Origin of the sequence: Salmonella sp. K21076 (assembly GCF_039650795.1) — a bacterium.
In the GTDB taxonomy this organism is placed as follows: Bacteria; Pseudomonadota; Gammaproteobacteria; order Enterobacterales; family Enterobacteriaceae; genus Salmonella; species Salmonella enterica.
In genome coordinates, this window is record NZ_JBCLYA010000051.1 from 286,798 (window position 1) to 313,348 (window position 26,551).

The following is a 26,551-nucleotide window of genomic DNA, read 5'->3' on the forward strand; positions in this document are numbered from 1 at the left end:
TTATGTTAGTCTGTCGGCAATTATTTTTGGCCGGTTAAATGTATGCAGGAAAATATTTCAGTAACACACGCCCGGAACCTCATCGCCGACGACGCCGGAAGCGAGATCCAGGCGATGCTGAGTCAATTGCTGGAAATCTACGATGTTAAAACGCTGGTGGCGCACCTTAACGGCCTGGGCGAACAGCACTGGAGCCCGGCCATCTTCAAGCGCGTAATGATGAACGCGGCATGGCATCGTTTGAGCGACAATGAACTCAGCTGTCTTAAAACAGAGTTGCCGACGCCGCCAGCGCATCATCCACATTACGCCTTTCGTTTTATCGATCTCTTCGCGGGCATCGGCGGCATTCGCCGCGGATTTGAAGCGATAGGCGGACAGTGCGTGTTTACCAGCGAATGGAATAAGCACGCGGTACGGACATATAAAGCGAACTATTTTTGCGATCCGCTGCAACATCGCTTTAATGAAGATATCCGCGATATCACATTGAGCCACCGGGAAGGGGTCAGCGATGATGAGGCGGCGGAACACATTCGCCAGCATATTCCGCAACATGATGTCCTGCTGGCGGGCTTTCCCTGTCAGCCATTTTCTCTGGCGGGCGTTTCCAAGAAAAATGCGCTGGGCCGCGCCCACGGCTTTGCCTGCGAGACTCAGGGGACGTTATTTTTTGATGTCGTAAGAATTATCGACGCCCGCCGCCCCGCGCTGTTTGTGCTGGAAAACGTGAAAAACCTTAAAAGTCACGACCAGGGCAACACCTTCCGCATTATTATGCAAACGCTCGATGAACTGGGATATGACGTGGCGGATGCCGCTGACAATGGCCCGGACGATCCGAAAATTATCGACGGGCAGCACTTTCTTCCTCAGCATCGGGAACGTATTGTGTTGGTGGGATTCCGTCGCGATTTAAACCTGAAAACCGATTTTACGTTACGCAATATCGCCCGTTGTTATCCACCGCGCCGTCCGACGCTGGCAGAACTGCTGGAGCCCGTCGTCGAAGCCAAATATATCCTGACGCCGGTGCTGTGGAAATATTTATATCGCTACGCGAAAAAGCACCAGGCGCGGGGAAACGGTTTTGGCTATGGCATGGTTTATCCTGACAATCCGGAAAGTGTGGCGCGCACGTTATCTGCTCGCTACTACAAAGATGGCGCCGAAATTCTGATCGATCGTGGTTGGGATATGGCGAAAGGCGAAGTGAATTTCGACGATGCTGGCAACCAACAACATCGTCCCCGCCGACTCACGCCGAGAGAGTGCGCGCGTTTAATGGGATTTGAGGCGCCGCAAACGTACCAGTTCAGGATACCTGTCTCGGATACGCAGGCCTATCGCCAGTTTGGCAACTCCGTGGTGGTGCCGGTATTTGCCGCGGTAGCAAAGCTGCTGGAACCCAAAATTCACCAGGCGGTGACGCTGCGTCAGAGAGAGACGGCAGATGGCGGACGTTCACGATAAAGCCACGCGCAGTAAAAATATGCGCGCGATAGCGACCCGCGATACGGCGATTGAAAAACGCCTTGCTGGCCTGTTAAGCGCGCAGGGGATTACGTTTCATACTCAGGACACGACATTACCGGGCAAGCCGGACTTTGTGGTGAATGACTATGATTGTGTGATTTTTACTCACGGCTGCTTTTGGCATCATCACCACTGTTATCTATTCAAAGTACCGGCCACGCGAACGGCTTTCTGGCTGGAAAAAATCGGTAAGAACGTTGAGCGCGATGAGCGTGATATTCAGCGTTTACAGGCGCTTGGCTGGCGGGTACTGATCGTCTGGGAGTGCGCCTTGCGCGGGCGAGCGAAATTGAGCGACGCGGCGTTGGCGGAGCGCCTGGAAGAGTGGATCTGCGGCGGCGGCGCCAGCGCGCAGATCGACACCCAGGGGATTCATCTACTGGCGTGAATCTTCCGTTTTACACGGTGTGATCACCGCCCTGGCGGGAAACAGGTACTTACCCAGAGTCACTAGCACTACGGCAAACACAATCACGCCCAGCGCGGCCCATTCAACGGGCGATAACCTCTCACCGCCTAGGCCAGTGCCAAGCAACACGGCGACAACCGGATTCACATAGGCGTAGCTGGTCGCCAGCGCCGGACTGACGTTGCGAATCAGGTACATATAGGCATTAATGGCGATAATAGAACCGAATAACGCCAGGTAGCCGACGGCCATAAACCCCGATAAACCAGGCAGCGTGGCGAGCTTTTCGCCGGAAAGAAACGCCGCGCAAAGCAATACCACGCCCGCCGCCAGCATTTCAATCGCGCCCGCCATCATGCCCACAGGCAGGGCGATGCGCGAGCCGTAAACGGAACCAAATGCCCAGCTCATCGAACCTATCAGGATCAAAATCGCGCCCCACGGATTGCCGCTTAAATTACCGCCGCTGTTCAGCAGAATAATCCCGGCAAGTCCAATGGCAATCCCCACCCATTCTAATTTGCGCGTTTTAATACCAAAAAAGTAGCTAAAGCACAGCGTAAATAGCGGGACAGTGGCGACCACGACGGCAGCAATGCCCGATGGCACGTTTTGATGCTCCGCCACCGTCACCAGACCGTTACCCACCGCCAGCAGCAGTAGGCCAATCAGCGCGGCGTTGATGGTCTGGCGCAGCGGCGGAAGTTTTTCGCCGCGCAACAGCAAAAACGCCATGAGCAACATCCCCGCCGAGAGAAAACGTACGCCTGCCATCATTAGCGGCGGCCAGCTTTCAACGCCTATGCGGATAACAAAATAGGTAGACCCCCAAATGATGTACAAGGCAAAAAGCGCGCCAAAAAGAGGTAATAACTGCCGGAAACGCATAATCACTCACGGTGAAATAAAAAGGGTGAATATAGTAAACGTCAAAATTATTATGCTGGCGAGCATTATAATTGTCCTTTTGGAATAAAAAGGCGTTGACCCGCGCCGCCGGTTTCGGCATTGCGCGTTTTGCTACATACTTAACGTCTTAGAAGAAAAGACCGAGGAAATCATTTTGGCAGGAAGTAGCTTACTGACATTACTCGACGATATCGCCACGCTGCTGGACGATATTTCGGTAATGGGCAAATTGGCCGCGAAAAAAACCGCAGGCGTACTGGGGGACGACCTGTCGCTCAATGCGCAGCAGGTGACCGGCGTTCGCGCTAATCGCGAGCTGCCAGTGGTATGGAGCGTGGCGAAAGGATCATTAATCAACAAGGTTATTCTGGTGCCGTTGGCGCTGTTGATAAGCGCATTTATCCCGTGAGCCATTACGCCTTTATTAATGTTAGGCGGCGCGTTTCTCTGCTTTGAAGGGGTAGAAAAAGTCCTGCATACCTTTGAGGCGCGAAAACACAAAGAAGACCTGGCGGAGCGGCAAAAACGTCTTGAGGCGCTGGCTACGCAAGATCCTTTGGCCTTTGAAAAAGATAAAGTAAAAGGGGCGGTCCGTACCGATTTCATTCTTTCCGCTGAAATTGTGGCAATTACCCTGGGGATTGTCGCGCAGGCACCGCTGCTTAATCAGGTGTTGGTGCTGGCGGGGATTGCGTTGGTTGTGACCATTGGCGTGTATGGCCTGGTGGGTATTATTGTCAAACTGGATGATATGGGGTACTGGCTGGCGGAAAAGCGTAGCGTGCTGGCGCAGGGCGTCGGTAAAGGATTACTGATTATCGCGCCCTGGTTAATGAAAGCATTATCCATTGTCGGTACGCTGGCGATGTTTCTGGTTGGCGGCGGAATTGTCGTACACGGTATTGCGCCGCTACACCATGCCATTGAACATTTTGCGCAGCAGCAGGGGGCTTTCATGGCGCATACGATCCCTGCGGGGCTGAATCTGGTGCTCGGCTTTATTATCGGCGCCATTGTGGTGGCGCTGGTGAAAGGTGTGGCGAAAATTCGCGGTGTTTCGCACTGATTTTCTACAATGAATTATGCAAAATTGTCCATCCTCGTCTAAGGTGAAAACGTTTCATCTGATACAGGAGGCAGGTATGGTCTTTTCTGTCAGTGAGGAAGTTACCGTGAAAGAGGGTGGACCCCGGATGATCGTCACCGGTTATTCCAGCGGAATGGTAGAGTGTCGCTGGTATGATGGTTTTGGCGTAAAGCGGGAGGCATTCCATGAGAATGAGCTCGTGCCAGGCAAGGAAAGGCGCGTGCGGGATGAAGCCCGATGACAAAACGCCCGGTTAATGCCGGGCGTTTTGCTGTGGAGAAAAAGAGTCGTCGCGCTGCGACATGCTGCTACCTGGTTATGCCAGGATTGAGTGGTATCCCTTGATGAGGTCTGGCTACCGTAAGCCATCAGGGGGCGTTGTATCAATAACCAGGAGTTACCAGGGTGCCGCACGAAACACTGTTAGACAATCAAGGCTGGTTTAAAAAGCTGGCGCGGCGTTTTGGTCCCGGTCATGTCGTCAACACCTGTTTTCTGATCGTGATGCTGTTCTCGACGCTACTTACCTGGCGGGAAGTTATGATACTGAAAGACGCGTATGTCGCCAGTCAGCGCAATCATCTGGGGAGCGTCGCGAATGTCCTTGACCGCCAACTGCAATTCAACATGGACAGGTTGATCTTTTTACGCAACGGTATGCATGAAGCGCTGGTGGCGCCGCTGGCTTTTTCCGCATTGCAAAGCGCGGTGACGCAGTTTGAGCAACGACGCGTCAGACATTTCTGGCAACTGGAGTTGGATAAACGGCGGACATTGCCGTTATATGGCGTTTCCGATCAATTTGTCGCCCGGACGACGCTTCTTTCGCGGGAGAGTCGTGACCTGGCAAATGAATTAACCGCCACGCTGGAGTTAGGGTATCTGGCGCGCTCATCCGCCATGCTGACGCTGGAGACGATGTATGTTTCTCGCTCAGGGTTTTACCTCTCAACTCTCCCTACGGCGTACGGTAGCGATATTGTTTCCCGTTACTATCAGTACGTGACCCAGCCCTGGTTTATCGAGCAAAGCCAACGGCGTAATCCACAGCGCGGCGTGCGGTGGTTTACCTCCGCACAGCCCTATGTTGCTGACGAGCAGAAAAAAGTGACAGCCAGTCTACCGCTGGATCACGATAATTACTGGTATGGCGTACTGGCAATGGATATTCCCGTCGCGTCATTACAGCAGTTTCTGCGCGATGCGGCCGAAAAGGATATTGAAGGGGAATATCAGCTATACGATAACCATCTCCGTTTGTTGACGGACTCCGCGCCGGAACAACAAACCGAGAATACGTTAAATGACCGTGAGCGCGCCTTACTGGCGCGTGAAATAGAAAAAGATACCCTGGGCGGGCTGCGTTTAGGAACGCATTATGTAAGCTGGGAGCGGCTGGATCATTTTGATGGCGTCCTGCTGCGCGTGCATACATTACGTGAAGGTATACAAGGGAATTTTGGCAGTATTAGTATCGCGCTGACGCTGTTATGGGGGCTTTTTACGGCGATGCTGTTGATCTCCTGGGGCGTTATTCGACATATGGTCAAAAATATGTTTGTTCTGCAAAATTCGCCGCAATGGCAGGCATGGCACGATCCGCTGACCCGGCTATATAACCGTGGCGCGCTGTTTGAAAAAGCGTCCAGGCTGGCAAAGCGCTATCGGGAAGCCCGCCAGCCATTTTCTGTGATACAGCTGGATTTAGATTATTTTAAAAGCGTTAACGATCGCTTTGGCCATCAGGCAGGCGATCGCGTGTTGTCCCATGCCGCTGGGCTCATTGGCAGCACCATTCGAGCGCACGACATCGCCGGACGGGTAGGGGGCGAAGAGTTTTGTATCGTGCTGCCCGGCGCGACGAAAGCGCAGGCGCTGCAGATTGCCGAACGCATACGCCAGCGCATTAATGACAAAGAGATTCTGGTGACGAAAAGCACGACGCTTCGTATCAGCGCGTCAATGGGGATCAGTAGCGCGGAGGAATACGGCGACTATGATTTTGAGCAGTTGCAGTCGCTGGCCGACAAACGGCTTTATTACGCCAAACAGTCCGGACGTAACCGTATTTGCGCCAGCGACGCGACTCAGGAGCGGGAAAAGAAATAGTCCATTCCTTCGCGCCAGCCATCCGGCCCTTCGTTCTGGCTACGGTAGACGCGCTGAGGATCGTCGTTACGCAAATGTACACCCTCCCGGTTTAGCCCTTTAACGACAACCGCATAATCCATCACATCCAGTAAGGGCGCATCATTGGGGCCGTCTCCTAGCCCCAACGTCAGAGGACGCGCGCGCCACTGCCGACGATATGCTTCAATTAGCCAGTTGGCAGCCTGATCTTTACCGGCGGAGGCGTCCAGCACATGCCAGAAACGGGCGCCATGGACAAATTGCAGTCCCAGGTCATTTAAACGGGCGACAAACTGCGCCATGCGTTCATCGCTATCGCGCCAGATCAGCGACACCGACGCTTCATGCAGACGGGTTAGGGCAGACTGTGCCCGGTTTAGGCCCGTCCATTCGCTTATCACCTGATCGTCAACGTCATCAAACGTGGTGAACTTAAACTGTTCCTTTTCACGCAACTTATGCAGGACGAGGCGGATTTCGTTGTGAGAAATACCGGCTATCAGGCGGGGATAGTTGGGATGGTCTTCCCAATGAACGTCCAGTTGGATCACCGCGCCGTTTTCCGCAATCAGCGGCAGTCCCTGTAGATTTAACGTCGTCTGGAGCTGGAGCATTTCAGCCGCGGTTTTACTGCTACAGAGGATCACAGGCACGCCGCTTTCATGCAGGCGTGTAAGCCAGGGGGCCGCGGGCTGCCACTCAAAAGTGTGGCTGTTCAGCAATGTGCCGTCCAGATCGGTAAAAATCAGCAAGGGGTCATGGATTGAGAGCATTTTTTCCTCATTTTCCGTTGCAACGGCGGGCTTATTTCCAGGAAAAATCCTAAAGCACATCCGAAAGAAGTCGAACGCTAACTGGAACCGATCCCGTCGCTTCCAGGCAGCACATGCGTTGTCACACTTTTGCTACCGAACTATTAGCGCGCTTAATCATTCATGTAAAAAATATTTACTTGTCATGCAAAAAAATTGCAGATAAAGTAAATCTCACATCAGATTTCCTGGTGTAACGAATTTTCAAGTGCTTCTTGCATAAGCAAGTTTGATCCCGACCCGTAGGGCCGGGATTTTTTTCGGCCATTTTTAACGGTTTACTTCTGTTACACTAAAATCATGAATATCCAGCTCGAATGCTTCAGCTAATTCATGCCATGTATGATATTCCCGTCCGTCTACGCTCACCCGCTCAGGATCTTCCTGGCTACGGTGAACCTCGCTTTCGCTGATTTCATTGATGGCCGCCAGTAGCGCATCTACATCGACGCTCACTTCGCGCTTGGCCGTATCACTGTACTCTTTTGCCGTTTTCATCTTCACTACCTCACGGGTTCCTGACAGCCTAAGTATAGACCGTTGAGAAAACCAGCAAACACGCCGGCAAGGCGCTGTCAGACGCAGAAAATTGTTCTACACTGGCACAAAGCGACAGGAGGAAAATGATGAAGGTGAATGATCGGGTAACCGTTAAAACGGACGGCGGTCCCCGCCGACCGGGCGTGGTACTGGCAGTGGAAGAATTTAGTGAAGGCACAATGTACCTGGTTTCGCTGGAGGATTACCCGCTCGGCATCTGGTTCTTCAATGAGTCAGGTCACCAGGATGGTATTTTTGTCGAGAAGGCGGAGCAGGACTAATTGAGCCGGACTGGAGGTACATTGCCAGTCCGGATGTCTCAGCGCATGTTAGCAAAAATGCCGTTAGTGACGTTATCTGTCAGCCGCACTACGTGATAGATCACTTGTTTATTATGCGTTTTTATCTTTCTTTTTATATTCCCCTTATGGGAGGATACTGTTTTTGCTTTAATATTCATTCTGTCAGAAATCTGAATGGTTCCCTGACCTTCCATCCACATTCGTAACATGCTGGATTCAGTTCGACTTAACGATAATGTTGGTAAATTTATGGTTCCTGAAATACCCGACTCTTTTTTCAGAATATCGCCAAGAAGGGTATCCAGCGAGTCAGGTTTAATCGATTTAGAGCTAATCAATAAGTTTTTTCTTACTAATAAATATTCATCAAAATGCACATTAGCAATTGCCATAAAAACAATAAATAACGTGTCAGGATGCTGATTAATGATTTGCTTTATTTGTTGACTGTCTGAAGGCGTATGAATGAAACAGTCCTCATTAATAAACACCACCGAAGGCTGATGTGCGCCACAAGCGATAGCGAGTTCGTCAACGGTTTCGATGTCGTTGATTTCCCTTTTTTTCACCCCTCTGCTGACCAGATACCCGCTTAACCCTAGCCGGGTGTAACTGCATAAATCCATAATAATCGTTGACATGGCATACCCTCACTCAATGCGTAACGATAATTCCCCTTACCTGAATAACTCACCATAATCAGACGGAACACGAATAGTCACCTTAGACAACGCTTACGCGGTTTTTCAGGCGAACTTACTATCCCGTAAAGTTACATATAATTTGCCAGGAATCATCTTAAAGTAAAGTGAATGTTGCGTTATGTGAGTGAAGTAAAAACAAATAAGGGGCAGCGGATATATCCTGGTGAATGTTTTTTAAAATTTATTTTCGGATAAACCTTAGTAAAACAGGATAAAAATTATGGGTTATTATTTATCGGCATCTCGCTAACAATATCAGCAAGCAAATTGAAAATTTCGCTGAATAAATGTTCGCAAAACGGCGCAATTAATGGCATTAGCGCGGCCATCAGCATAATGCCGACGGTGAGGGTAAGCGGGAAACCGATAACAAATATCGAGAGCTGCGGCGCCATGCGGTTTAATAGCCCCAGCGCCAGGTTGAGCGTAAGCAGGAGGGTAATGACCGGCAATGCCAGCATCAGTCCGTTTAAGAAAATGAGCCCTCCGGCCCTGGCGAGCGCCATAAATGCATTACTGTTCACCGGGTTACTACCGATGGGCAGAGTATGGAAGGTATCGACCAGCAGCGAAATAAGCCACAAATGGCCATTAAAGGTGAGAAACAGTAGCATGGCGAGCATATCCATAATACGCGCCAGAACCGGCATATTCAAGTGGCTGCCCGGGTCGACGAAGGTGGCAAAGGAAAGCCCCATTTGCAGACCGATAAACTCACCTGCGGTACGCACCGCCGCAAAGGCGAATTGCATGGTAAATCCCAGCGCAATACCGATCAGAATTTGTTGCATCGCCAGCCATAAGGCGGCAATAGAAAAAAGCGGCGTATCGTTTGCTGGTAGCGACGGCGCGATAACGAGGGTAATCATTATTCCCAACCCCAGTTTTACCCGCTTGGGAATAGCGCGCTCGCTGAGAATGGGCGCCGTTGAAATCAGCGCCAGTACGCGCAGCAAAGGCCAGAAATAGAGATGCAGCCAGTATAGCCATTGCTCGCTTATAACCTGTATCATCGTTCTGTTTATCCGATGATATAAGGTAAATTGCTGAACAGAGTGCGTACGTAGTCCAGCAGCAGGTTGAGCATCCACGGGCCGGCAACGATAATTGCGATGAATACCGCGACGATTTTAGGGATAAACGACAGCGTCATTTCATTAATCTGAGTCGCGGCCTGCAAGATGCTGATAATGAGGCCGGTAATCAGCGCGACGAGTAACAGCGGCGCAGCCAGGGCGAGAGCAACTTTCATCGCCTCGGTCCCCATCATCATGACGGATTCAGGAGTCATTTTGCGCCTCTAACTGTAAAAGCTTTGGGCCAGCGACCCCACAAGCAATTGCCAACCATCGACCAGCACAAACAGCATCAGCTTAAACGGCAGGGCGATTGTCGCTGGCGGCACCATCATCATCCCTAACGCCATCAGTACGCTGGCGATCACCAGGTCGATAATCAAAAAAGGGATGAAAATCGTAAAACCGATCTGAAACGCCGTCTTTAATTCGCTGGTGACATAAGCGGGCAGGAGGATACGCATCGGTACTGCTTCCGGTCCCTGTAACGGACCGCTATTGGCCAGACGGGCAAACAGCGCCAGATCGGCTTCGCGGGTTTGGCGCAGCATGAACGCGCGTAACGGTTGCGCGCCTTTATCCAGCGCTTCCTGCATAGAAATTTTCTGCTCGCTAAACGGCTGGTAAGCATCCACGTAAATCTTGTCAATGACGGGCGACATAATAAAAAAGGTCAAAAACAACGCCAGTCCGAGTAACACCTGATTTGGCGGTGCCGAGGGCGTGCCCAGCGCGTTACGCAACAAGCCAAAAACAATGATGATACGCGTGAAGCTCGTCATCATCAGTAAAATCGCCGGCAGAAACGTCAGCGAGGTGATGAAAACCAGCGTCTGGACGGATAATGACCAGCTTTGGCCTCCGCCCGCTAATGGTTGGCTGATAAGCCCCGGCAGTTGCGCAGCGGCGGCGGGACTAAAAAGCCACAGACCCGCCAGAGAAAGGAATAACAAACGGCGCATCAGGATCTCCCGGAACGCTTGAGTAAGCTCTTCATCATGTTCTGGAAATCCGCCGGTGGGGCAACGGGTGCTTCCGTGTCATTCTCCGCGGGCGGGAGGGTGTGCAGCAGGTTGATCTGCGAGGCGGTCACGCCCAGTACCAGGCGCGCATTTTCGACCTCGACAATCACCACGCGTTCGCGCGGGCCAAGCGAGGCGCTGGCTGACACCTTCAGTCCCCGGACGCTATTTCCTTTTGGCGCGAATCCCATACGCTTAATCACCCAGGCCGCCGCCAGAATGAGCGCAATAATGCCAATTAATGCGCCGCTCACCTGCATGAGCGGCGATCCGGCTGGCGCGGTGGGCTGAGAAACCGTGGCCTCTGTCTTCATCATTAACGACTCAAACGACGCATACGCTCGGATGGCGTAATAATATCGGTGATACGTACGCCGTATTTATCCGCCACGACGACCACTTCACCCTGGGCAATCAGGTAGCCATTAATCAGGATGTCCAGCGGCTCGCCCGCCAGCCCGTCCAGCGCGACGACCGACCCCTGCGTCAGACGCAGCAGTTCTTTAATGGTCATTCGCGTGCGGCCCAGCTCTACGGTCAGTTTGACCGGGATATCCATAATCAGATCGATATCCTGCATAGCACCGCTGACATCGCCGCCGCCAAGCTGTTGGAAAACCGCGTCGGCGGCGCTTTTATTGGTGGTCGCTTTTTTCTCGTTTAACGCGTCAGCCCACAGATCATCCAATGCGCCAGTATTCTCATCGGACGGATTATTCATGTCACTCATTTGGGCTGTTCCTCATTCAGCGAATTCAAAATTGGGTTGATCAAATGTTCTACGCGTAGCGCATACTGTCCGTTTACGGTGCCATATTGGCTGGTGAGTACCGGAACGCCGTCCACATGAGCAATAATGCGGTCGGGTTTTTCAATCGGCAGTACATCGCCGGGTTTCAGCTTCAAAATCTGGGAAAGACGTAACGGAATATCGGCAAAATTGGCCACCAGCTCCAGTTCAGAGTGCTGAACCTGGCGCACCAGGTTATCACGCCAGTTCTGATCTTCATGGCGCGAGTTTTCCAGCGGCGGATTCACCAGCAGCTCACGCAGCGGCTCGATCATGCTAAATGGCAGACAGATGTTAAATTCACCGGTCAGATTGCCGATCTCCACATGAAACGGCGTATTGACGACGATATCGTTCGGCGAGGTGGTGATATTGGTAAATTTCACCTGCATTTCGGAACGCACATACTCCACTTCCAGCGGATTAATGGCTTTCCATGCGTCGCTATAGCCTTCCAGCGCCAGTTTCAGCATACGGTTGATGACCCGCTGTTCCGTATGGGTAAACTCGCGGCCCTCGACTTTGGTCGGAAAACGACCGTCGCCGCCGAACAGGTTATCGACGGTAATAAACACCAGACTCGGCGAGAACACCACCAGCCCGGTGCCGCGTAGCGGCTTCAGGTGGATCAGGTTCAGGTTGGTCGGTACTGGCAGGTTACGCGCAAATTCGTGATACGGCTGAATACGTATGGCGCCCACGGTAATATCCGGGCTGCGGCGCAGCAGGTTAAATAATCCCATCCGGAACTGGCGTGCGAAACGCTCGTTAATAATCTCCAGCGCCTGCAAGCGTTCACGCACGACGCGACGCTGGGTATTGGGATCGTAAGGGCGAATATCGCTATCGCTTGCGATACCGGGAGTGGGTTCGTCTTTGGTGTCGCTGTCGCCGTTCAACAGCGCATCGATTTCAGCCTGAGAAAGAATACTATCGCCCATATCGTTACCGCAGAATAAAAGCTGTATAAAGCACGTCAGTGACGACCTGTTTTGGTTGTCCGGCAACGAGCGGCGCGGCCAGCGTCTCTTTAATGGCGGCAATCAGTTTTTGTTTGCCAGCTTCTGTTGAGAGCTCGGCGGCATTCTGACGGGAAAATAACAACAGCAGACGGCTGCGCACTTCCGGCAGATATTCATTTAATCGTGCGCGCGTCGCTTCGTCTTTCAGACGCAGGGTCACGCCGATATACAACACGCGATCCGCATCGCCCAGATTGACGGTAAACGTATCCAGCACAAAAAATACCGGCGCGGGCGGCGGAGCCGGTTCCGCTTTAGCGTTCGTGGTCGGTTGCTGCTGCATACGCCAGTAGCTATAACCGGCAGTCGCGCAGGCGGCGAGGGTAATCAACACCAGCAAAGGTATCCAAATCGAGCGTTTGCTCTTTTTGTTAATCGCGGAGTCAGTCATCTGATACGGGCTTCCTGTTTCGGTACTGCTTATTGGCTGATTATCCCGTGTCCTGTCCACGACAAAGCGTGGAAAAGACGCGGATAATCATGCTACCTCTGGCGTTAGGCGAAGATATCCACTGCGCCATTGCCGCGCGCGGCGGCCTGAAGCGAGGCCGGCGCCGCTAACGCTATATCATCTTCAGCGCCAAACGCGTCTGTGTGTTGGGCGCGGGCAGACTGTTGTTGCGATGAAGACTGCTGCTGTCCGGCAAAGCTTTCGCTACTGATACTACTTTGTCCCAACTGAATGCCGCTTTCCGCCAACTGGGTGCGTAACATGGGCAGGGCGGCTTCCAGCGCGGCGCGGACATGGCTGTGCGGCGATACCATCTGGAGCTGCGCCTGATTGTCATCCAGCTTGAGCGAAATGTGCACCTGACCTAACTCTTCCGGATGCAATCGAAGCTGCGCGCTTTGCTGTCCCTGACGCGTAAATAACATGACCTGCTGACTGAACGTTTGTTGCCATTCATGGCTGCCTAACGGCGCGCTGAGTACCGGGGCTGAGGCGACAGGTAGCGGTTGCGGTTGCGCCGTGGCGCTGCTGAGCGTCGGCATTGCCGCGCCATGCGTTACTGGCGCGGACGGGCTATCCACCTCCACCTCCACTTTCGCGCTGGTCGCGGCGGCAGCGACCACCAGCGGCGTCAGTGATGGCCCCATGGCGCGATCGTCGCTGGCGCGCGCAAGCGACGCCTCGGTTTTCCCTTTTTCATGCTCGCTAAAAGAGAGCGTATGTGTCTCTTCCTGCGGCGCCGATAGCATGTCGCCGCGTAACAGTGACGGCAAGGCGATGTGATTTTCAGCCGGCGTTTCTCCGGCGACAGGCGTCGCGACAGGTTGTCCGGGCAGCATGGCGAATAAGGCGCTCAGACTGGCAAGATCCTCATCGCTCAGCGCGGGCGTTTTCTCATCATGCTGCGCCGTTTTACTCAATGCGGCCAGAGCGCTGGTTTTCAACGATGGCGTTAGCGTAGACAGTAGATGCTGCGCTTGTGTCAGATTGGTAAGCGTTTCATCCGTCGCATTCGCTTTTTGCGCCAGCAGGTCGGCAAGCTTCACCGCCTGGCCCGGCTCGCCATGTTGGGCCAGTAGCTCTTTCGATAACTTGCCGCCTGCCGCCTGTAAATCGGCCAGCGTGATGCGGGCGTCTTTGCCCTGTGCGCCGTCTGCGCCTAACGCGCCCGCCAGGAGCGCCAGAAAGTCCTCGGCTGAACCGGTGGTTTTTCCTGACGTCAGACCCGCGGTCATGTCGGTATCGGTGGTGATCAGTTGGGGCAGGGTGATCATTCGGGTTTCCTCATTGCTGCACGCTGAGCAAATTCATCCATCTTTTTCTGATCCATGCGGTTTTCAGCTAACAGCGCTGCCGCGGTTTGTCGGTCCTGTAAGGTTTGCCAGGCCTGAAGTCGCTGCTTTTTCTCACGCCAGCTCTTCAGCGCCAGGTCGACTTTTTGCGTCCACTGCGTAAGCTGGAGGCGATGCTGCTCTATCGCCTTTTCCAGTGTCTGAATAAACTGCTGATAGTTGATCCAGCGATTACTGGCGATGCCGTTGCCCATATCGGTGTTCAAATTACTGCGATACTCATTCTGATAATCGATCAGCATTTTGAGCTGTTCTTCCGCCTGTTGGCAGCCGCGACGCATTTCGCCCAGTAAACGCGCCGCGTCATCTACCTCTTTTTCGGCCAGATCTTTGAGTGTTTCCAGAGCGCCATGTTGTGCCATGATCGTCGCCCTCCTGATTTATCACACCGTCGGGAAAATTAAATCGAGCGCCTGAAGAGAGTCCTCCCAGTCGGCCCGTTCAAAAATGCCTTGCTGTAAAAACGCTTCTAATTGCGGCCATAAGGTAATGGCTTTATCGAGCATCGGATCGCTGCCTTTGGCATAGGCGCCGACGCTGATCAGATCGCGGTTACGCTGGAAACTGGAAAGCAATTGTTTAAATAGCCGTACCCGCGCATAGTGCTGCTCGGTAATGAGCGCGGTCATCGCCCGGCTGATTGACGCCTCGATATCAATGGCCGGGTAGTGCCCGGCTTCCGCCAGGCGGCGGGACAAGACAATGTGCCCGTCGAGGATTGCGCGTGCCGAGTCGGCAATGGGATCTTGTTGGTCGTCCCCCTCGGTCAATACGGTATAAAACGCGGTGATAGAGCCGCCGCCGTGGATGCCATTACCGGCACGCTCGACCAGCGCTGGCAGCTTTGCGAACACCGAGGGCGGATAACCTTTGGTGGCTGGCGGTTCGCCGATTGCCAGGGCAATTTCACGCTGCGCCATCGCATAGCGCGTCAGCGAATCCATAATCAGCAACACATGCTGTCCGCGATCGCGAAAGTCTTCGGCGATGCGGGTGGCATAGGCGGCGCCCTGCATTCGCAGCAGCGGCGAAACATCCGCCGGGGCGGCGATCACCACCGAACGCGCGCGACCGTCGGGGCCGAGAATATTTTCGATAAAATCTTTAACTTCGCGGCCACGTTCGCCGATAAGACCCACGACAATCACGTCCGCCCGTGTGTAGCGCGCCATCATGCCAAGCAGAACCGATTTACCGACGCCGGAACCGGCAAAGAGTCCCATACGCTGACCGCGCCCTACGGTTAACAACGCGTTGATGGCGCGTACGCCGGTTTCCAGCACATGTTCGATTGGCGTTCGCTGTAGCGGGTTAAACGGCGGCGTGATTAACGCGCCGGTTTCCAGCGTATCCGGCGCAGGCAGTCCGTCGAGCGGTTTACCGCCGCCATCCAGCACCCGACCAAGCAGGGCCGGGCCGAGCGGTAACTGTTTGCCGCTTTGCAGACCGTCGCCATGCCCGTTACGGGCGTAAACGCGGGCACCGGGCAGAATGCCTTCGACCTCTTCCAGCGGCATTAAAAACAGACGCTGGCCGTTAAAACCGACGACTTCCGATTCCACCTCTTTGGTTTCAGGGCCGTCCTGGCGCTCAATAATGCAGGTGGCGCCCAGCGGAAGCTGGAGACCGGTGGCCTCCAGTACCAGGCCAGTGGCGCGGGTTAAACGTCCATAACGGCGCACCGCCGGCAATAACGCCATTTTTGCTTCAAAGTTGTCGAGCGCGGTAAGCCAGCGGGTCAGGCGCGTGGTCATCAGAGCACTCCCGGCGCCGCCAGGCGACACAACTCTTGCCAGCGAGTGGCGACGCTGGCGTCCAGATCGCCCTCATCGGCAGAGACTTTACACCCGCCGTGATGCAACGTTGGATCGCCGCGCAACCGCCATCCGTGAAGACTGAGCGTGGCGCCCAGCATCTCTTCCACCCGCTGTAAGTCGTCCGGATGCACGCGCAACTGCGGCTTGCCGCTAAAGAGCGGCTCTTGCTGCAACAGTTGTTGGATCTGTTTAATCAGCGCTGAGTTGTCCACCGCCGGCGTTTGGCCGATGACCTGACGTGCGGCCTCCAGGGCCATTTGCATCAGCCGTGAGGCGATAACGCTATCGAGCGCGTCAAGCGTGTTCTGAAACTCGCTCACTAACTGCTGCATACGGGCATGAATCGGCGCCTGCTGCGTCTGCGCCTGGGCTTGTCCTTGCTCCAGCCCTTGCGCTAACCCTTCCTGGTATCCCTGCGCGTGTCCTTTTTGCCGTCCCTCCGCCAGCCCGGCGTTATAACCTTGTTCATGGGCCTGTATTTTTAGCTGCGCCAGCTCCTGCTCCAGCTGCTGTTCGGCAGTGAGTTCGGGCTCCGGCGTATCGTCTGTCAAGGTAACGTTATCAGCCTCAACCGGCACAAACGTCTCCGGCGGCGGAGCGAGATCGTCGGGGGTCCAGACTTGCCACGGCAATTCATTAGACATAGGTATCCTCGCCGCTGCCAATCACCATTTCGCCGGTTTCCGCCAGACGACGCACAATAAGCAGAATCGCTTTCTGCTCGTTTTCCACCTGAGACAGACGAACCGGGCCACGGTTGGCAAGGTCGTCGCGCAGGATATCGGCGGCGCGCTGGGACATATTGCGCAGGAACTTCTCGCGTAATGGCGGTTCGGCGCCTTTCAGAGCGATCAGCAGCGACTCGGAATCCACTTCCTGCAGCAGACGTTGGATACTGCGATCGTCCACATCCACCAGATTTTCGAACAGGAACATCTCGTCGATGATTTTCTGCGCCAGTTCGCCGTCGAATTCGCGCACAGCGGTAATAACCGCTTCTTCCTGCTGCGTTTTCATCAGGTTGATAATTTCTGCCGCGGTTCTTACGCCGCCCATTTTGCTGCGTTTCAGGTTCTGACCGTCGAGCAGGCCATTCAGCACTTCGGTCAACTCCGCCAGCGCCGCCGGCTGTACGCCGCCAAATGTCGCGATACGCAGCATCACATCATGACGCAGTCGTTCGTCAAACAGTGCCAGAATATCGGCGGCCTGACTGCGTTTGAGGTGGACCAGAATGGTGGCGATAATCTGCGGGTGTTCGTCGCGAATCAGGTCGGCGGCGCTCTGCGGTTCCATAAAGTTGAGCGTTTCGATACCGCTGGTGGTATCGCGCGTTTCCAGAATATCTTCCAGCAGGCTGGAGGCGCGTTCTTCGCCCAGCGCTTTAACCAGTACGGAGCGCAGGTATTCGTTGGCGTTGATATTCAGCGCGGCGAACTGCTCCGCTTCTTGCTCAAACTCTGATAGTACGTCCGTCAGTTGTTTGTTGGAGATCTGACGCACGTTAGCCATCGCCGTACTTAACGCCTGTACTTCGCGGGTGGAGAGGTGTTTAAACACCTCTGCCGCCCGGTCTTCGCCAATGGTCATCAACAAAATGACGCTTTTATCGGTACCGCTAAGATTACTCATGATCGTTACTCATCCACTGGCGAATGACCAGCGCCACCACGCGCGGATCGTTGTCTGACATTTCGCGAATACGCTGGCTCATCACCTCAGCGCCCAGACGCTGGTTAGCCCGGCGTTGCTGGAGCTGCTCGTCTTTGCTAAGGCGTACTTCCACGGCTTCTTCGGTTTCCTGGCGAACCTGCGCCTGTTCCTGCGCCGCTTTCGCTTCTTCAACGCGGCGCGTCAACTGTGGATGTACCGCTTTGCGCCACAGAATCCAGGCCACCACCAGCACCAGTAACCAGCGACCTGCCGCGAGCAACTGATCGATAAAGGACTGCTGTTGCCAGAAGGGCAGTTCGCCGCCGGTGTTATCCACTGCGCTAAACGGTGAATTCACCACGTTTAGCGTATCGCCGCGTTTATCAGAAAAACCCATCGCTTCACGGGTTAAATCCTCGATCTGTTTCATCTGATCGGCGGTCAATGGCAGCGGTTTGCCATCCGCCAGCGTTTTGTAATTCACCACGACAGCTACAGAGAGACGCTCAATATCGCCCACATTCATTTTGGTGTGACGAATGGTGCGGTCCACTTCGTAGTTACTGGTTTCATTACGCTGCGTATTGCGCGGGCCAGCGTTGTTACTGTTGGTACTGGTGCTGGTTTGTGGCGTATTCTGCGCGTTTTGTTGATTGGTCGGCGGTGTGGCGATCGGCGCCTCGTTAGGCGGCGCTGGTTGGTTCGACAGCGCGCCAGGCACGCCGCCGGGATAGCCCGCGCCTACCTGTTCGCTAATATTCAACTGACGTGAACGCAGAGTGGCCTTCGACGCATCGCCGTTCGGGCTGTAGTGCTCTTCCGTCTGTTCTTTATTGGCAAAATCCAACTGGGCGGTTACCTGAGCGTGAACATTACCGTTCCCGACGATAGGCGACAGAATGGCTTCGATACGGCGTTGGATGCGGCTTTCCACATCATTAGCAAATTTTAATTGCGCGTCATTAAGGTCGCGACCGCTGGTATTGGATTGCGTGAGCAGATGACCGGATTGATCGACCAGAGTGACGTTTCCTGGCGGCAAACCGGCGACAGCGCTGGAAACCAGATGTACCACGGCGCTAATTTGTCCTTCATCCAGCGCCCGGCCCGGTTCCAGTGTGACGGTGACGGAGGCGGAAGGGGATTTTTGTTCCCGCACAAATAGCGACGGCTTTGGCATCGCCAGGTGAACGCGGGCGCTTTTTACCGGACCCAGCGTCTCGATCGTCCGGGCCAGTTCACCTTCCAGCGCGCGCTGATAATTCACCTGCTCGCTGAACTGACTGATACCGAATTTTTCCTGATCAAGCAGTTCAAAGCCTACCGCGCCGCCTTTAGGCAGCCCCTGCTGCGCCAGACGCAGACGCAGTTCATGCACTTTGTCGGCGGGCACTTCAATCGCGCCGCTGCCATTGGCAAAGCGATAGGGGATATTCATCTGGGTCAACTGCGCGACGATCGCGCCGCCGTCCTGATCGGAAAGGTTGCTAAATAGCGTGCGGTAATCGGGCGTTTTGGCCCACAGCACCATCGCAACGACGATCGCCACGGCGGCGGAACCCGCCACAATTAACGGAATTCGGGGATTCGCGCGTAGGCGATTAAGCCACTCGAGAGGTTTAGGTTGGGTTGCAGTCGATGCAGTCGCACTCATCTCGCACCTCGTGACTGATCGTGGACGGCGTTTTTTGCAAAGTGGAACAAGACTCACTCCCGGGTCAGCAAACTCGAAAAATTGACGGTCTCATTATTTGTGGTTTCGAATTTTTCTATGCGCTAAAAACCGAGGTTTTTTATCGTTATTTAACGCCTTTATCTTATTGACAAACTGGTAATCTCTGCTGCGTAAAAAATCATCCAGGGGAATAACATGGCAGCAATACAGGGGATTGAAGGGGGTATTAGCCAGTTACAGGCGACGGCGATGGCCGCAAACGGGCAAGAAACACACTCGCAGTCGACGGTGAGTTTTGCCGGCCAGCTACATGCTGCGCTGGATCGTATTAGCGACAGACAAACGGCGGCGCGCGTTCAGGCGGAAAAATTCACTCTGGGTGAGCCGGGCATTGCGCTTAATGACGTGATGGCTGATATGCAAAAAGCGTCCGTCTCTATGCAAATGGGGATTCAGGTGCGCAATAAGCTGGTCGCCGCGTATCAGGAAGTCATGTCCATGCAGGTTTAAGCCAGGGCTGACAACACATCCGCAGCGAACTCCCGGGCGCTTACCTAAGTCAGTGGCGGGGGACGCGACGCCCATGCAACCAGTGCGTGATTATGTGGGCTTGTTTTTGCGAGGCGCGCTCATTTTATTGATAAGCGGGTTGCACATTGTTGCAGGGACTTATTAAAAATAGGGTACGCCTGTTTACTGACGCCATTCATTCCTACTATTAGTTCTGAGGCTATTGTCATTGAGTTTGCAATCCAGAATGTTCCTGCAATATATGCGCCGTTGCGATAATACACGGTAAATTCTTTACTAATACCTGGAATATCTGTTTCATGGAGATCCAGTATATACCCATACGGGGACAGATTATCAGCGAGACAGCGGGCAATGGCGCTCGGATGTGCATTGACTACTGTGACGGGTGAGTAACGGGCAGCGGCAAGACAGACGACTCCAATAATGGAGATGAAAATAATTTTTATCATTTTTTTGGCTTCTGCTGTGCATAAATAAATCATCACCTGATAATGTCAGTGAGTAAAAATATAAATACCTGATAGTCTTTTATGACGTAGAGGGAAAATAATAATTATTTTATGTTTTGCTTAAAATAGTCATGGTTTTTTCATCGGCTCAGACAAAATTAAAACGGTATACGTTATATAATAGATTTATGCCACGGCGCACAAGACGACCTTGTCTGATTTCTTTTATGCGTTTTAGATTTTTGCCGGTTATGCCGTAAAAGGTCTCCCGCCGTAACGTACAGCGGGAGTATGCGCTTATTTTTGAATCAGATAACGAATTGTCGGGCCATCCTGCTGAATATCCAGCACCGTATAACCGTGATTGCGCGCATCCAGTGGAATATTATTAATGGACTGCGGACAGTCGCTGACCACTTCCAGGATCTCACCTTTTTTTAGCTGCGGCATCGCTTCCAGAGTGGCGACCGCCGGGTACGGGCAAGGTTCGCCAACCATATCCAGACGGTAATCAGGGACGATATTTTTCATACAGATTCCTTAGCAGGCGTCAGCCCCGCACGGCGGAAAAAACGTTTTTCCCAGCCGATGATTAACATCAGCGCGGTAAATAACAACAGATAGGTGACCAGCAGACCCCCCAGCGGACCAAAGGTATTCAGCAGGTTAACTTTATCCCAACTGGTCGCCAGCGCGGGCGCGAAATCATCCCAGTAGTAAGCCAGGATGGTCGAACCGATGACATTGCCGAGGCCCACCCACCAGTAATGCACCTGGACTTCTACGGCGCGGTACATCCAGCCGGTTTCGCAGCCGCCCGCCAGCACGATGCCAAAACCGAACAGCAGTCCGCCAATGACCGCATTCGGGCCAGCCCACATAATTTTAGGTGCAACGCCCAACTGCACGTAGCTGAAAATACCAATGGCGCTGACCGCCATGCCAAAAATAATCGCTTTCGCCATATGGGCGCGTCCGGAGATCCACAGATCGCGAAAGGCCGAGGTAAAGCAGATTTGCGCGCGCTCGATCAGCAGCCCAAACCCGACGCCGAACAGCATCGCCAGCCCCAGTTTCGGCTGATGCATTGCCGTTAATAACGCCCAGCCAATCATGCCGATAAAGACCAGCATACCGAGCCTGAAACGCCGTCTTGCCTGATCCGGTTTCTGCGTCAGTGGCGAAGCCGCGGAGACCTTTTGCATTTTCACCGGTATGCGAAATATCGGCAGCAACGTAAAGCGGGCGCCGAACCAGGAACCGATAGCGGTCGCCAGCGCAAAGAACCACGCGTGTAGGGAGAACTGCGGGATCCCGGTAAAAAAGGCGGCCAGGTTACACCCCATCGCCAGACGCGCGCCGAAGCCAGCGATCATGCCTCCGACCACCGCCTGTACGATACGGATTCGGCTGCGCGGCATACGCAGTTTTACGTTGTTGGCCCACAGCGCCGCGGCGAAACAGCCGCCGAACATGCCGAGGATCATCATGCCGTCGATACGCGTCAGCGGCGTACCTTCCAGATGAATCAGCTTGTAGTAGCCCCACTGTTCGGCATGAACGCCAAAAAGCTGCAAAATTTGCCCGCCCCAGCGGGTAAATTCGCCCGTCACGGCCCAAAACGTGCCGGTGATGCCAAAATAGTAGGTAGAGAGAATACCGGCTGCGATCACCGCAGGGGCCGGCGCCCAGAATTTAATTAACCAGGTTTGCTTGAAGTGTTGCCATGACATGTGTTTAGCCTCTGAACTCAGAAGGTGTGAAACAAGAAGTGCGCATACTACACCGATCACAGAATTTGCCTACACCTAATAAGCGGTAATACCGACTGGATCAAATTGCGGCCAGCGCCTGGAAAGGCTGGCGGCGTCAGGGCTTTAATGCCACAATTCTTCTTTCTTCTTTCTTCTTTCTTCTTTCTTCTGATGCAGGATGAATGATGAAAAAAGTAGCGATCGTTGGCGCATTGCTGGTTCTGGCCGGATGCGCCGAGGTGGAAAACTATAATGATGTGGTGAAAACGCCCGCGCCGGCCGGTCTGGAAGGGTACTGGCAGTCAAAAGGCCCGCAACGTAAGCTGGTGAGCCCTGAAGCTATCGCCAGCCTGGTGGTGACTAAAGAAGGCGATACGCTGGACTGCCGCCAGTGGCAGCGCGTTATTGCTCTGCCGGGCAAGCTGACCATGCTCTCCGATGACTTAACCAATGTTACGGTTAAGCGTGAGCTCTATGAGATTGAGCGCGACGGGAATACCCTGGAATATGATGGCATGACGCTGCAACGGGTCGCTCGTCCGACGCCGGAGTGCGCCGCCGCGTTAGAAAAAACGCCGCTGCCGACGCCGCTGCCGTAATTTCGCTTCCCGGCAGCGCTCTGCCGCCGGGAACGCTCATCACACGTCCTCAATGACCCACACGCTGACGCTGCCTGCGTTGCAGAAGAACGTCGCTTCGCCTTGATCATTAGTTACAACATGCTCACTGCGGTTTCCCAGAAAATCACGCCAGGTCTTGTTAGCGTAATTGTCGCCGAGCAGGAGGGTTTTTTCACCGTCGTCGCCATTGGAAAGTACGACCACACAGCCTGGATTCTCTTCAGTACCGCTGCGACTAAAGGCGATACAGTTGGGATGATCGAAAAAGAGTGTTTGTATACCGTGCGCAAAACGCTGACGAGCGAGGATCAGCCGATCCAGTTGGTTAATCACCGGCATGTCGACCCGACAGGTCTCGCCATTTTCGCCGTTATCCTCATAGCTGGCGCCGTATAAATCGGGATAAAACACCGACGGTACGCCGTTTTCACGAAGCAGGATCAGCGCATAGGCCAATGGTTTGAACCAGGGTTCTACCGGCGCTTCCAGCGCCTGTAACAGTTGTGTATCGTGGTTAGCGACCAGCGTCACCGCATGAAAAGGGTCGGCTTCTACCAGCGTGCCGGTGAAAATGTGGCGCATGTCATACTCCGCGCCCTGGCGCGAGGCTTCATGAAATTTCATCTGCAACGGCGCGTCGAACAGCATGGTTTTCCCGTCGGCCTGATCGATGTACGTTTGCAGTTTATCCACTTCATGCGACCAGTATTCTGCGACAATAAACAGCGGTTTTGGCGCAACCGCCTGTACATGCTCAATCCATTCTTTATAAAACCAGGCGGGTATATGTTTTACCGCGTCCAGGCGAAAGCCGTCACAATGGGTTTGTTCCATGACCCAACGAGCCCAATATTTAATCTCTTCCGTAACCGCGTGATTGCGAAAATCGATATTTTCCCCCATCAGATAGTCGAAATTACCCAGCTCATCATCAACCTGATCGTTCCAGCCATCGCCGGTATAGTCATTGACGATCTTAAAAATGCCGTCTTCGTCGGGATTCTCGATGTGATCAATGCCGCTGAAACAGTGATAGTCCCAAATAAAGTTGGAATACTGGCCCGCGCGGGCAGGGAAGGTGTAGCGCGTCCAGCCTTCGCATTCAATGATGTTGTCATCAATTTGCGTGCGGTCATCCTGATTCACGCGCTGAACGCGAATACGTTCTTTTTCGTCTGCGCCCATTTTGTGGTTCACGACGACGTCGAGCAGCACCGCAATATTATTTTTTTTGAGCGCGTCTATCGCCGTCAGTAACTGGCGTTTATCGCCGTACTTTGTCGCGATAGTTCCTTTTTGGTCAAATTCGCCGAGGTCAAACAGGTCGTAGCTATCATAGCCTACGGAATAGCCGCCGGAGGCGCCTTTACAGGCGGGCGGTAGCCAGACCATATTGATACCGATATCATTCAGCCCATCAGCACGTTCCGCCAGCTCAGACCAGAGTTTTCCTCCGTCGGGATAATACCAGTGGAAGTACTGCAATAACGTGGGGTTTTTCATCTTCCGTGCTCCAGAAGTCGTTTAGCCGACCTCTGGAGTATGGAAGAATTTTCATACGAGACGGGAAAATATTATGAGGCGCCAGGTGCGTCTGGCACGAGTAACATACCGGAAAGACGGCCATAAGCGTTGTTGAGTGATTTTTGGCGGGTGGATTGTCCGATCAAACTACTCAGTTCATCCAGTCGCTGTTGCAGCAGCCCTTTCAGGAGCTGCTCATTATCCAGCGTTTGTTTGATGTATCCGGCGACCATATCCTGAATACTTCGCGTAATGCCCGGTGGAGTTTGCTTTTCCATCACCGTTTCAATACTTTGCAGATAGGAGACCTCTTGTTGCAGTAAGAGATCCCATTCACCTCGCTGCGCAAGTTCAAGCAGCGATTGACTGAGCAGCGCAATACGCTGCCAACGGTTGATAAACTCCACGGTTGAGGTCATTAACGAGACTCCTGGAAAGATGCTTTCGGTGAAATCTGCTTCCAGGCTTCTGCAATATTGCTGAGTAACCTTTCCACTTCTTCGATGGCCTGAGCGTCGTTACGCAAATTAGCCTGCAGTAAACGGCGAATCATATAGTCGTATAGCTCGGAAAGATTCGTCGCAATCTCACCGCCTTTTTCCTGATCGAGGCCGGCTTTCAGCCCGTTATCGATAATATTGATGGCTTTGCTTAACGCTTCACCTTTCGCGACAACATCGCCTTGTTCTAAAAACAGGCGAGCGCGCACCAGAGCGCTATTCGCGCCATCAAACAACATTTCAATCAACTGATGCGGGCTGGCGCTCATCACGGCGCTTTCCACGCTGACTTGCGCATAAGCTTTGATACCGCTCGCGGTGTACATGGTGACCTCTGTTATCAGGACTTGTTCATAGCTGTAAATTGCTGGGTCAAATAACTACTGGTGTTATTCAGCTTACTCATCATGGTATCCAGTTGGGTAAACTGGGCCTTGTAACGGGCAACGGTTTCATCGATGCTGTTGCTAACGGACAGGTACTGTTTTGTCAGGCTTTTCAGCGTGGCGTTAACGTTGTCCTGCGCATTATCAATAATGCCGTCATCCGCCAGATAACTTTTCACTTCGGTGGCAATTTTGGTGGTGATACCCGTTTCTTTACCATCGCCTACCAGCAGCTCACGCGCTGCGGCCGTGTTATCTTTCAGTACCTTGGTCAGCTTATCATCGTCAATCTTCAGTTTGCCGGAAGTCCCATCCTGGGTGATGCCAATTTCCGCCATTGTTTTGAACGCAGAATTACTGCCGCTATTGGCAAATTGTGCCCGAATCCCGGTCTGGATAGCACGAACCACACTATCGCCTAACAGCGCGCCGTTTTTATCGCTGGCTTCTTCGCCCGGCTCAACGGCGGTATATTTAGTTAATGAGCTAAAAGTATCCACCAGCGAGTTATAGGCATCCACCCAGGATTTAATCGCCTCTTTCGCCTTGGTATCATCTTTCGTCACCGTCACGGTCGCGTCGGTCACTTTCTTGGTCAGGGTGAGTGTAATTCCCTGAGGGGCGTCGGTTACGGTATTGCTCTGACGCTCAATGTCGATGCCGTTTACGTTCAGCTTCGCGTTTTCTGCTTTCACCAGCTCTTGCATATTGCCGGTATTGGTGGTGCTGTCATAAGCGAGTAGATCGTTAAGTTTTGTATCGCCTTCCACCGTGATCTTCATCGTATTGTCGGTACCGCTATTGGCGGTAAGCACCAACTGGAATTCGTTCTCTTTGACCTTAACGATACTGGCGGCGATACCGCTGTCGGCGTCATTAATGGCGTCACGGATCGCCTCCATGGAGGTGTCGCCTTTATCCAGCTTAATTTCCAGCGGCTCTTTACGTCCCGGCTGTTCAATTTTAATTGTCCGGGATGTGACCGACGTATCGCCCAACTGCTCTTTGGTGGTTGCGAAGGTGGTTTTTGTCGCCAGCGACTGCGCGGCGGCAAGCTGGGTTACGCTAATCTTATAAGTCCCTGCGGCAGCGCCTGCGGTAGTACTGACTTTGAGGTCCTCTGTCGTGCTGGACGCCACGGTAGACTTAAATAAATCCGCTTTATTTAACGCGGTATTTGCCGTCTGGAATTTTTCTAATGCGCTTTTCAATGTGCCATAGGCGGTTAGCTTTGCCGAATTCGCGCTCTGCTGTTTGGTAATTGGCGTTAAGCGTCCTTTTTCGTTCTTTGTCAGGTCTGTCAACAACTGGTCTAACGGTAAGTTTGATCCCACACCTAATGATGAAATTGAAGCCATGCCTTCTTCCTTTTTGATTGCAAACAGTAGTTAAGCGCGTTATCGGCAATCTGGAGGCAAAGTTTAATGATAATTTTGCAAAAATAATGCGCGGAATAATGATGCATAAAGCGGCTATTTCGCCGCCTAAGAAAAAGAT

At 53.2% G+C, this 26,551-nt stretch carries 31 protein-coding genes and 1 pseudogene; 8 read left to right on the forward strand and 24 right to left on the reverse strand.

The features are described 5' to 3' along the window. Positions 1-42: 42 nt before the first annotated feature. Both AAYN39_RS22155 and AAYN39_RS22160 read left to right on the forward strand, forming a co-directional pair. On the forward strand, positions 43-1,473 hold the full coding sequence (locus AAYN39_RS22155; protein WP_001157299.1) for a DNA cytosine methyltransferase: 1,431 nt from the start codon (positions 43-45) through the stop codon (positions 1,471-1,473). Beyond that, entirely contained in the window at positions 1,454-1,924 is a 471-nt protein-coding gene (locus tag AAYN39_RS22160) for a very short patch repair endonuclease (RefSeq protein WP_000785981.1), read from the forward strand. The genes AAYN39_RS22155 and AAYN39_RS22160 overlap by 20 nt, the downstream gene beginning before the upstream one ends. Here the strand turns inward: AAYN39_RS22160 and yedA are convergent. Beyond that, positions 1,913-2,833 (reverse strand): drug/metabolite exporter YedA, encoded by a 921-nt coding sequence (gene yedA, locus AAYN39_RS22165; RefSeq protein WP_001212262.1) that lies wholly within the window; start codon positions 2,831-2,833, stop codon positions 1,913-1,915. The two genes, AAYN39_RS22160 and yedA, sit on opposite strands and share 12 nt — an antisense overlap. A 169-nt stretch (positions 2,834-3,002) precedes the next feature. Here yedA and AAYN39_RS22170 point away from each other — a divergent pair. The 3 genes and pseudogenes from AAYN39_RS22170 (at position 3,003) to dgcQ (ending at position 6,050) form a co-directional block, all read left to right on the forward strand. Then, positions 3,003-3,920 (forward strand): annotated as a pseudogene (locus AAYN39_RS22170) (DUF808 domain-containing protein). A 76-nt stretch (positions 3,921-3,996) separates the two neighbouring features. Beyond that, positions 3,997-4,182 carry a YodC family protein gene (locus tag AAYN39_RS22175; RefSeq protein WP_000232161.1) on the forward strand — a complete coding sequence of 62 codons (186 nt, stop codon included), beginning with the start codon at positions 3,997-3,999 and terminating at the stop codon, positions 4,180-4,182. 164 nt (positions 4,183-4,346) lie between these two features. Then, positions 4,347-6,050, forward strand: coding sequence for a cellulose biosynthesis regulator diguanylate cyclase DgcQ (dgcQ, locus tag AAYN39_RS22180; protein WP_001119838.1), 1,704 nt, complete (start codon positions 4,347-4,349; stop codon positions 6,048-6,050). Here the strand turns inward: dgcQ and AAYN39_RS22185 are convergent. Beyond that, complete coding sequence (locus tag AAYN39_RS22185; RefSeq protein ID WP_000948794.1) at positions 6,029-6,844, reverse strand: mannosyl-3-phosphoglycerate phosphatase-related protein; 816 nt, start codon at positions 6,842-6,844, stop codon at positions 6,029-6,031. The genes dgcQ and AAYN39_RS22185 overlap by 22 nt on opposite strands. A gap of 309 nt (positions 6,845-7,153) precedes the next feature. After that, positions 7,154-7,381, reverse strand: coding sequence for a YodD family peroxide/acid resistance protein (gene yodD, locus AAYN39_RS22190; protein WP_000844798.1), 228 nt, complete (start codon positions 7,379-7,381; stop codon positions 7,154-7,156). 128 nt (positions 7,382-7,509) lie between these two features. Here yodD and dsrB point away from each other — a divergent pair, with 128 nt between their 5' ends. Next, positions 7,510-7,704: a protein DsrB gene (gene dsrB, locus AAYN39_RS22195; RefSeq protein WP_000867218.1), complete on the forward strand. Its 195-nt coding sequence runs from the start codon at positions 7,510-7,512 to the stop codon at positions 7,702-7,704. Between the two features lie 38 nt (positions 7,705-7,742). Here the strand turns inward: dsrB and rcsA are convergent, their stop codons facing one another. The 14 genes from rcsA to fliF all read right to left on the reverse strand — a co-directional run bounded on the left by rcsA (position 7,743) and on the right by fliF (position 19,266). After that, complete coding sequence (gene rcsA / locus AAYN39_RS22200; RefSeq protein WP_000103972.1) at positions 7,743-8,366, reverse strand: transcriptional regulator RcsA; 624 nt, start codon at positions 8,364-8,366, stop codon at positions 7,743-7,745. Between the two features lie 281 nt (positions 8,367-8,647). Next, entirely contained in the window at positions 8,648-9,442 is a 795-nt protein-coding gene (gene fliR / locus AAYN39_RS22205; RefSeq protein WP_000616875.1) for a flagellar biosynthetic protein FliR, read from the reverse strand. Between the two features lie 8 nt (positions 9,443-9,450). Further along, the gene (gene fliQ / locus AAYN39_RS22210) at positions 9,451-9,720 is read right to left on the reverse strand and encodes a flagellar biosynthesis protein FliQ (protein WP_000187355.1); all 270 of its coding nucleotides are present in this window, start codon (positions 9,718-9,720) and stop codon (positions 9,451-9,453) included. A gap of 9 nt (positions 9,721-9,729) precedes the next feature. After that, a complete protein-coding gene (fliP, locus tag AAYN39_RS22215) occupies positions 9,730-10,467 on the reverse strand; it encodes a flagellar type III secretion system pore protein FliP (RefSeq protein WP_001253411.1) in 738 nt (245 codons plus the stop codon). Next, a complete protein-coding gene (gene fliO, locus AAYN39_RS22220; protein ID WP_000978276.1) occupies positions 10,467-10,844 on the reverse strand; it encodes a flagellar biosynthetic protein FliO in 378 nt (125 codons plus the stop codon). Before fliO ends, fliP begins: the two co-directional genes overlap by 1 nt. Next, on the reverse strand, positions 10,844-11,257 hold the full coding sequence (gene fliN / locus AAYN39_RS22225) for a flagellar motor switch protein FliN (protein ID WP_001282109.1): 414 nt from the start codon (positions 11,255-11,257) through the stop codon (positions 10,844-10,846). Before fliN ends, fliO begins: the two co-directional genes overlap by 1 nt. Continuing rightward, positions 11,254-12,258, reverse strand: coding sequence for a flagellar motor switch protein FliM (fliM, locus tag AAYN39_RS22230; protein ID WP_000502815.1), 1,005 nt, complete (start codon positions 12,256-12,258; stop codon positions 11,254-11,256). Before fliM ends, fliN begins: the two co-directional genes overlap by 4 nt. A gap of 4 nt (positions 12,259-12,262) precedes the next feature. Next, positions 12,263-12,730, reverse strand: coding sequence for a flagellar basal body-associated protein FliL (fliL, locus tag AAYN39_RS22235; protein ID WP_000132172.1), 468 nt, complete (start codon positions 12,728-12,730; stop codon positions 12,263-12,265). Positions 12,731-12,834: 104 nt separating this feature from the next. Next, positions 12,835-14,064, reverse strand: a complete 1,230-nt coding sequence (fliK, locus tag AAYN39_RS22240; RefSeq protein WP_000631663.1) for a flagellar hook length control protein FliK — start codon at positions 14,062-14,064, stop codon at positions 12,835-12,837. Next, entirely contained in the window at positions 14,061-14,504 is a 444-nt protein-coding gene (fliJ, locus tag AAYN39_RS22245) for a flagellar export protein FliJ (RefSeq protein ID WP_000046981.1), read from the reverse strand. The genes fliK and fliJ overlap by 4 nt, the downstream gene beginning before the upstream one ends. A gap of 21 nt (positions 14,505-14,525) precedes the next feature. Next, positions 14,526-15,896 carry a flagellar protein export ATPase FliI gene (fliI, locus tag AAYN39_RS22250; protein WP_000213259.1) on the reverse strand — a complete coding sequence of 457 codons (1,371 nt, stop codon included), beginning with the start codon at positions 15,894-15,896 and terminating at the stop codon, positions 14,526-14,528. Beyond that, the gene (gene fliH, locus AAYN39_RS22255) at positions 15,896-16,603 is read right to left on the reverse strand and encodes a flagellar assembly protein FliH (RefSeq protein ID WP_000064158.1); all 708 of its coding nucleotides are present in this window, start codon (positions 16,601-16,603) and stop codon (positions 15,896-15,898) included. The genes fliI and fliH overlap by 1 nt, the downstream gene beginning before the upstream one ends. After that, complete coding sequence (gene fliG, locus AAYN39_RS22260) at positions 16,596-17,591, reverse strand: flagellar motor switch protein FliG (protein WP_000067735.1); 996 nt, start codon at positions 17,589-17,591, stop codon at positions 16,596-16,598. Before fliG ends, fliH begins: the two co-directional genes overlap by 8 nt. After that, complete coding sequence (gene fliF / locus AAYN39_RS22265; RefSeq protein ID WP_001276827.1) at positions 17,584-19,266, reverse strand: flagellar basal-body MS-ring/collar protein FliF; 1,683 nt, start codon at positions 19,264-19,266, stop codon at positions 17,584-17,586. The genes fliG and fliF overlap by 8 nt, the downstream gene beginning before the upstream one ends. 216 nt (positions 19,267-19,482) lie before the next feature. On the opposite strand from fliF, the gene fliE reads away from it, so the two are divergent. Next, a complete protein-coding gene (gene fliE / locus AAYN39_RS22270) occupies positions 19,483-19,797 on the forward strand; it encodes a flagellar hook-basal body complex protein FliE (RefSeq protein ID WP_000719033.1) in 315 nt (104 codons plus the stop codon). Between the two features lie 119 nt (positions 19,798-19,916). On the opposite strand, the gene AAYN39_RS22275 is transcribed toward fliE, so the two are convergent. From AAYN39_RS22275 to yedE, 3 genes are all read right to left on the reverse strand, one after another. Next, a complete protein-coding gene (locus tag AAYN39_RS22275) occupies positions 19,917-20,303 on the reverse strand; it encodes a hypothetical protein (protein WP_077905068.1) in 387 nt (128 codons plus the stop codon). A 264-nt stretch (positions 20,304-20,567) separates the two neighbouring features. Continuing rightward, a complete protein-coding gene (gene yedF / locus AAYN39_RS22280; protein ID WP_000790504.1) occupies positions 20,568-20,801 on the reverse strand; it encodes a sulfurtransferase-like selenium metabolism protein YedF in 234 nt (77 codons plus the stop codon). Further along, positions 20,798-22,060 (reverse strand): selenium metabolism membrane protein YedE/FdhT, encoded by a 1,263-nt coding sequence (gene yedE / locus AAYN39_RS22285; protein ID WP_322960076.1) that lies wholly within the window; start codon positions 22,058-22,060, stop codon positions 20,798-20,800. The genes yedF and yedE overlap by 4 nt, the downstream gene beginning before the upstream one ends. 149 nt (positions 22,061-22,209) lie before the next feature. Here yedE and yedD point away from each other — a divergent pair, with 149 nt between their 5' ends. After that, on the forward strand, positions 22,210-22,623 hold the full coding sequence (gene yedD / locus AAYN39_RS22290; protein WP_000754694.1) for a lipoprotein YedD: 414 nt from the start codon (positions 22,210-22,212) through the stop codon (positions 22,621-22,623). A gap of 39 nt (positions 22,624-22,662) precedes the next feature. On the opposite strand, the gene amyA is transcribed toward yedD, so the two are convergent. The 4 genes from amyA to fliD all read right to left on the reverse strand — a co-directional run bounded on the left by amyA (position 22,663) and on the right by fliD (position 26,412). After that, positions 22,663-24,147, reverse strand: a complete 1,485-nt coding sequence (gene amyA / locus AAYN39_RS22295) for an alpha-amylase (RefSeq protein WP_000795470.1) — start codon at positions 24,145-24,147, stop codon at positions 22,663-22,665. Between the two features lie 71 nt (positions 24,148-24,218). Next, positions 24,219-24,587, reverse strand: a complete 369-nt coding sequence (gene fliT / locus AAYN39_RS22300) for a flagella biosynthesis regulatory protein FliT (protein ID WP_000204899.1) — start codon at positions 24,585-24,587, stop codon at positions 24,219-24,221. Next, on the reverse strand, positions 24,587-24,994 hold the full coding sequence (gene fliS, locus AAYN39_RS22305) for a flagellar export chaperone FliS (RefSeq protein WP_000287765.1): 408 nt from the start codon (positions 24,992-24,994) through the stop codon (positions 24,587-24,589). Before fliS ends, fliT begins: the two co-directional genes overlap by 1 nt. A gap of 14 nt (positions 24,995-25,008) precedes the next feature. Further along, positions 25,009-26,412 (reverse strand): flagellar filament capping protein FliD, encoded by a 1,404-nt coding sequence (gene fliD / locus AAYN39_RS22310; RefSeq protein ID WP_000146805.1) that lies wholly within the window; start codon positions 26,410-26,412, stop codon positions 25,009-25,011. Between the last annotated feature and the right edge of the window lie 139 nt (positions 26,413-26,551).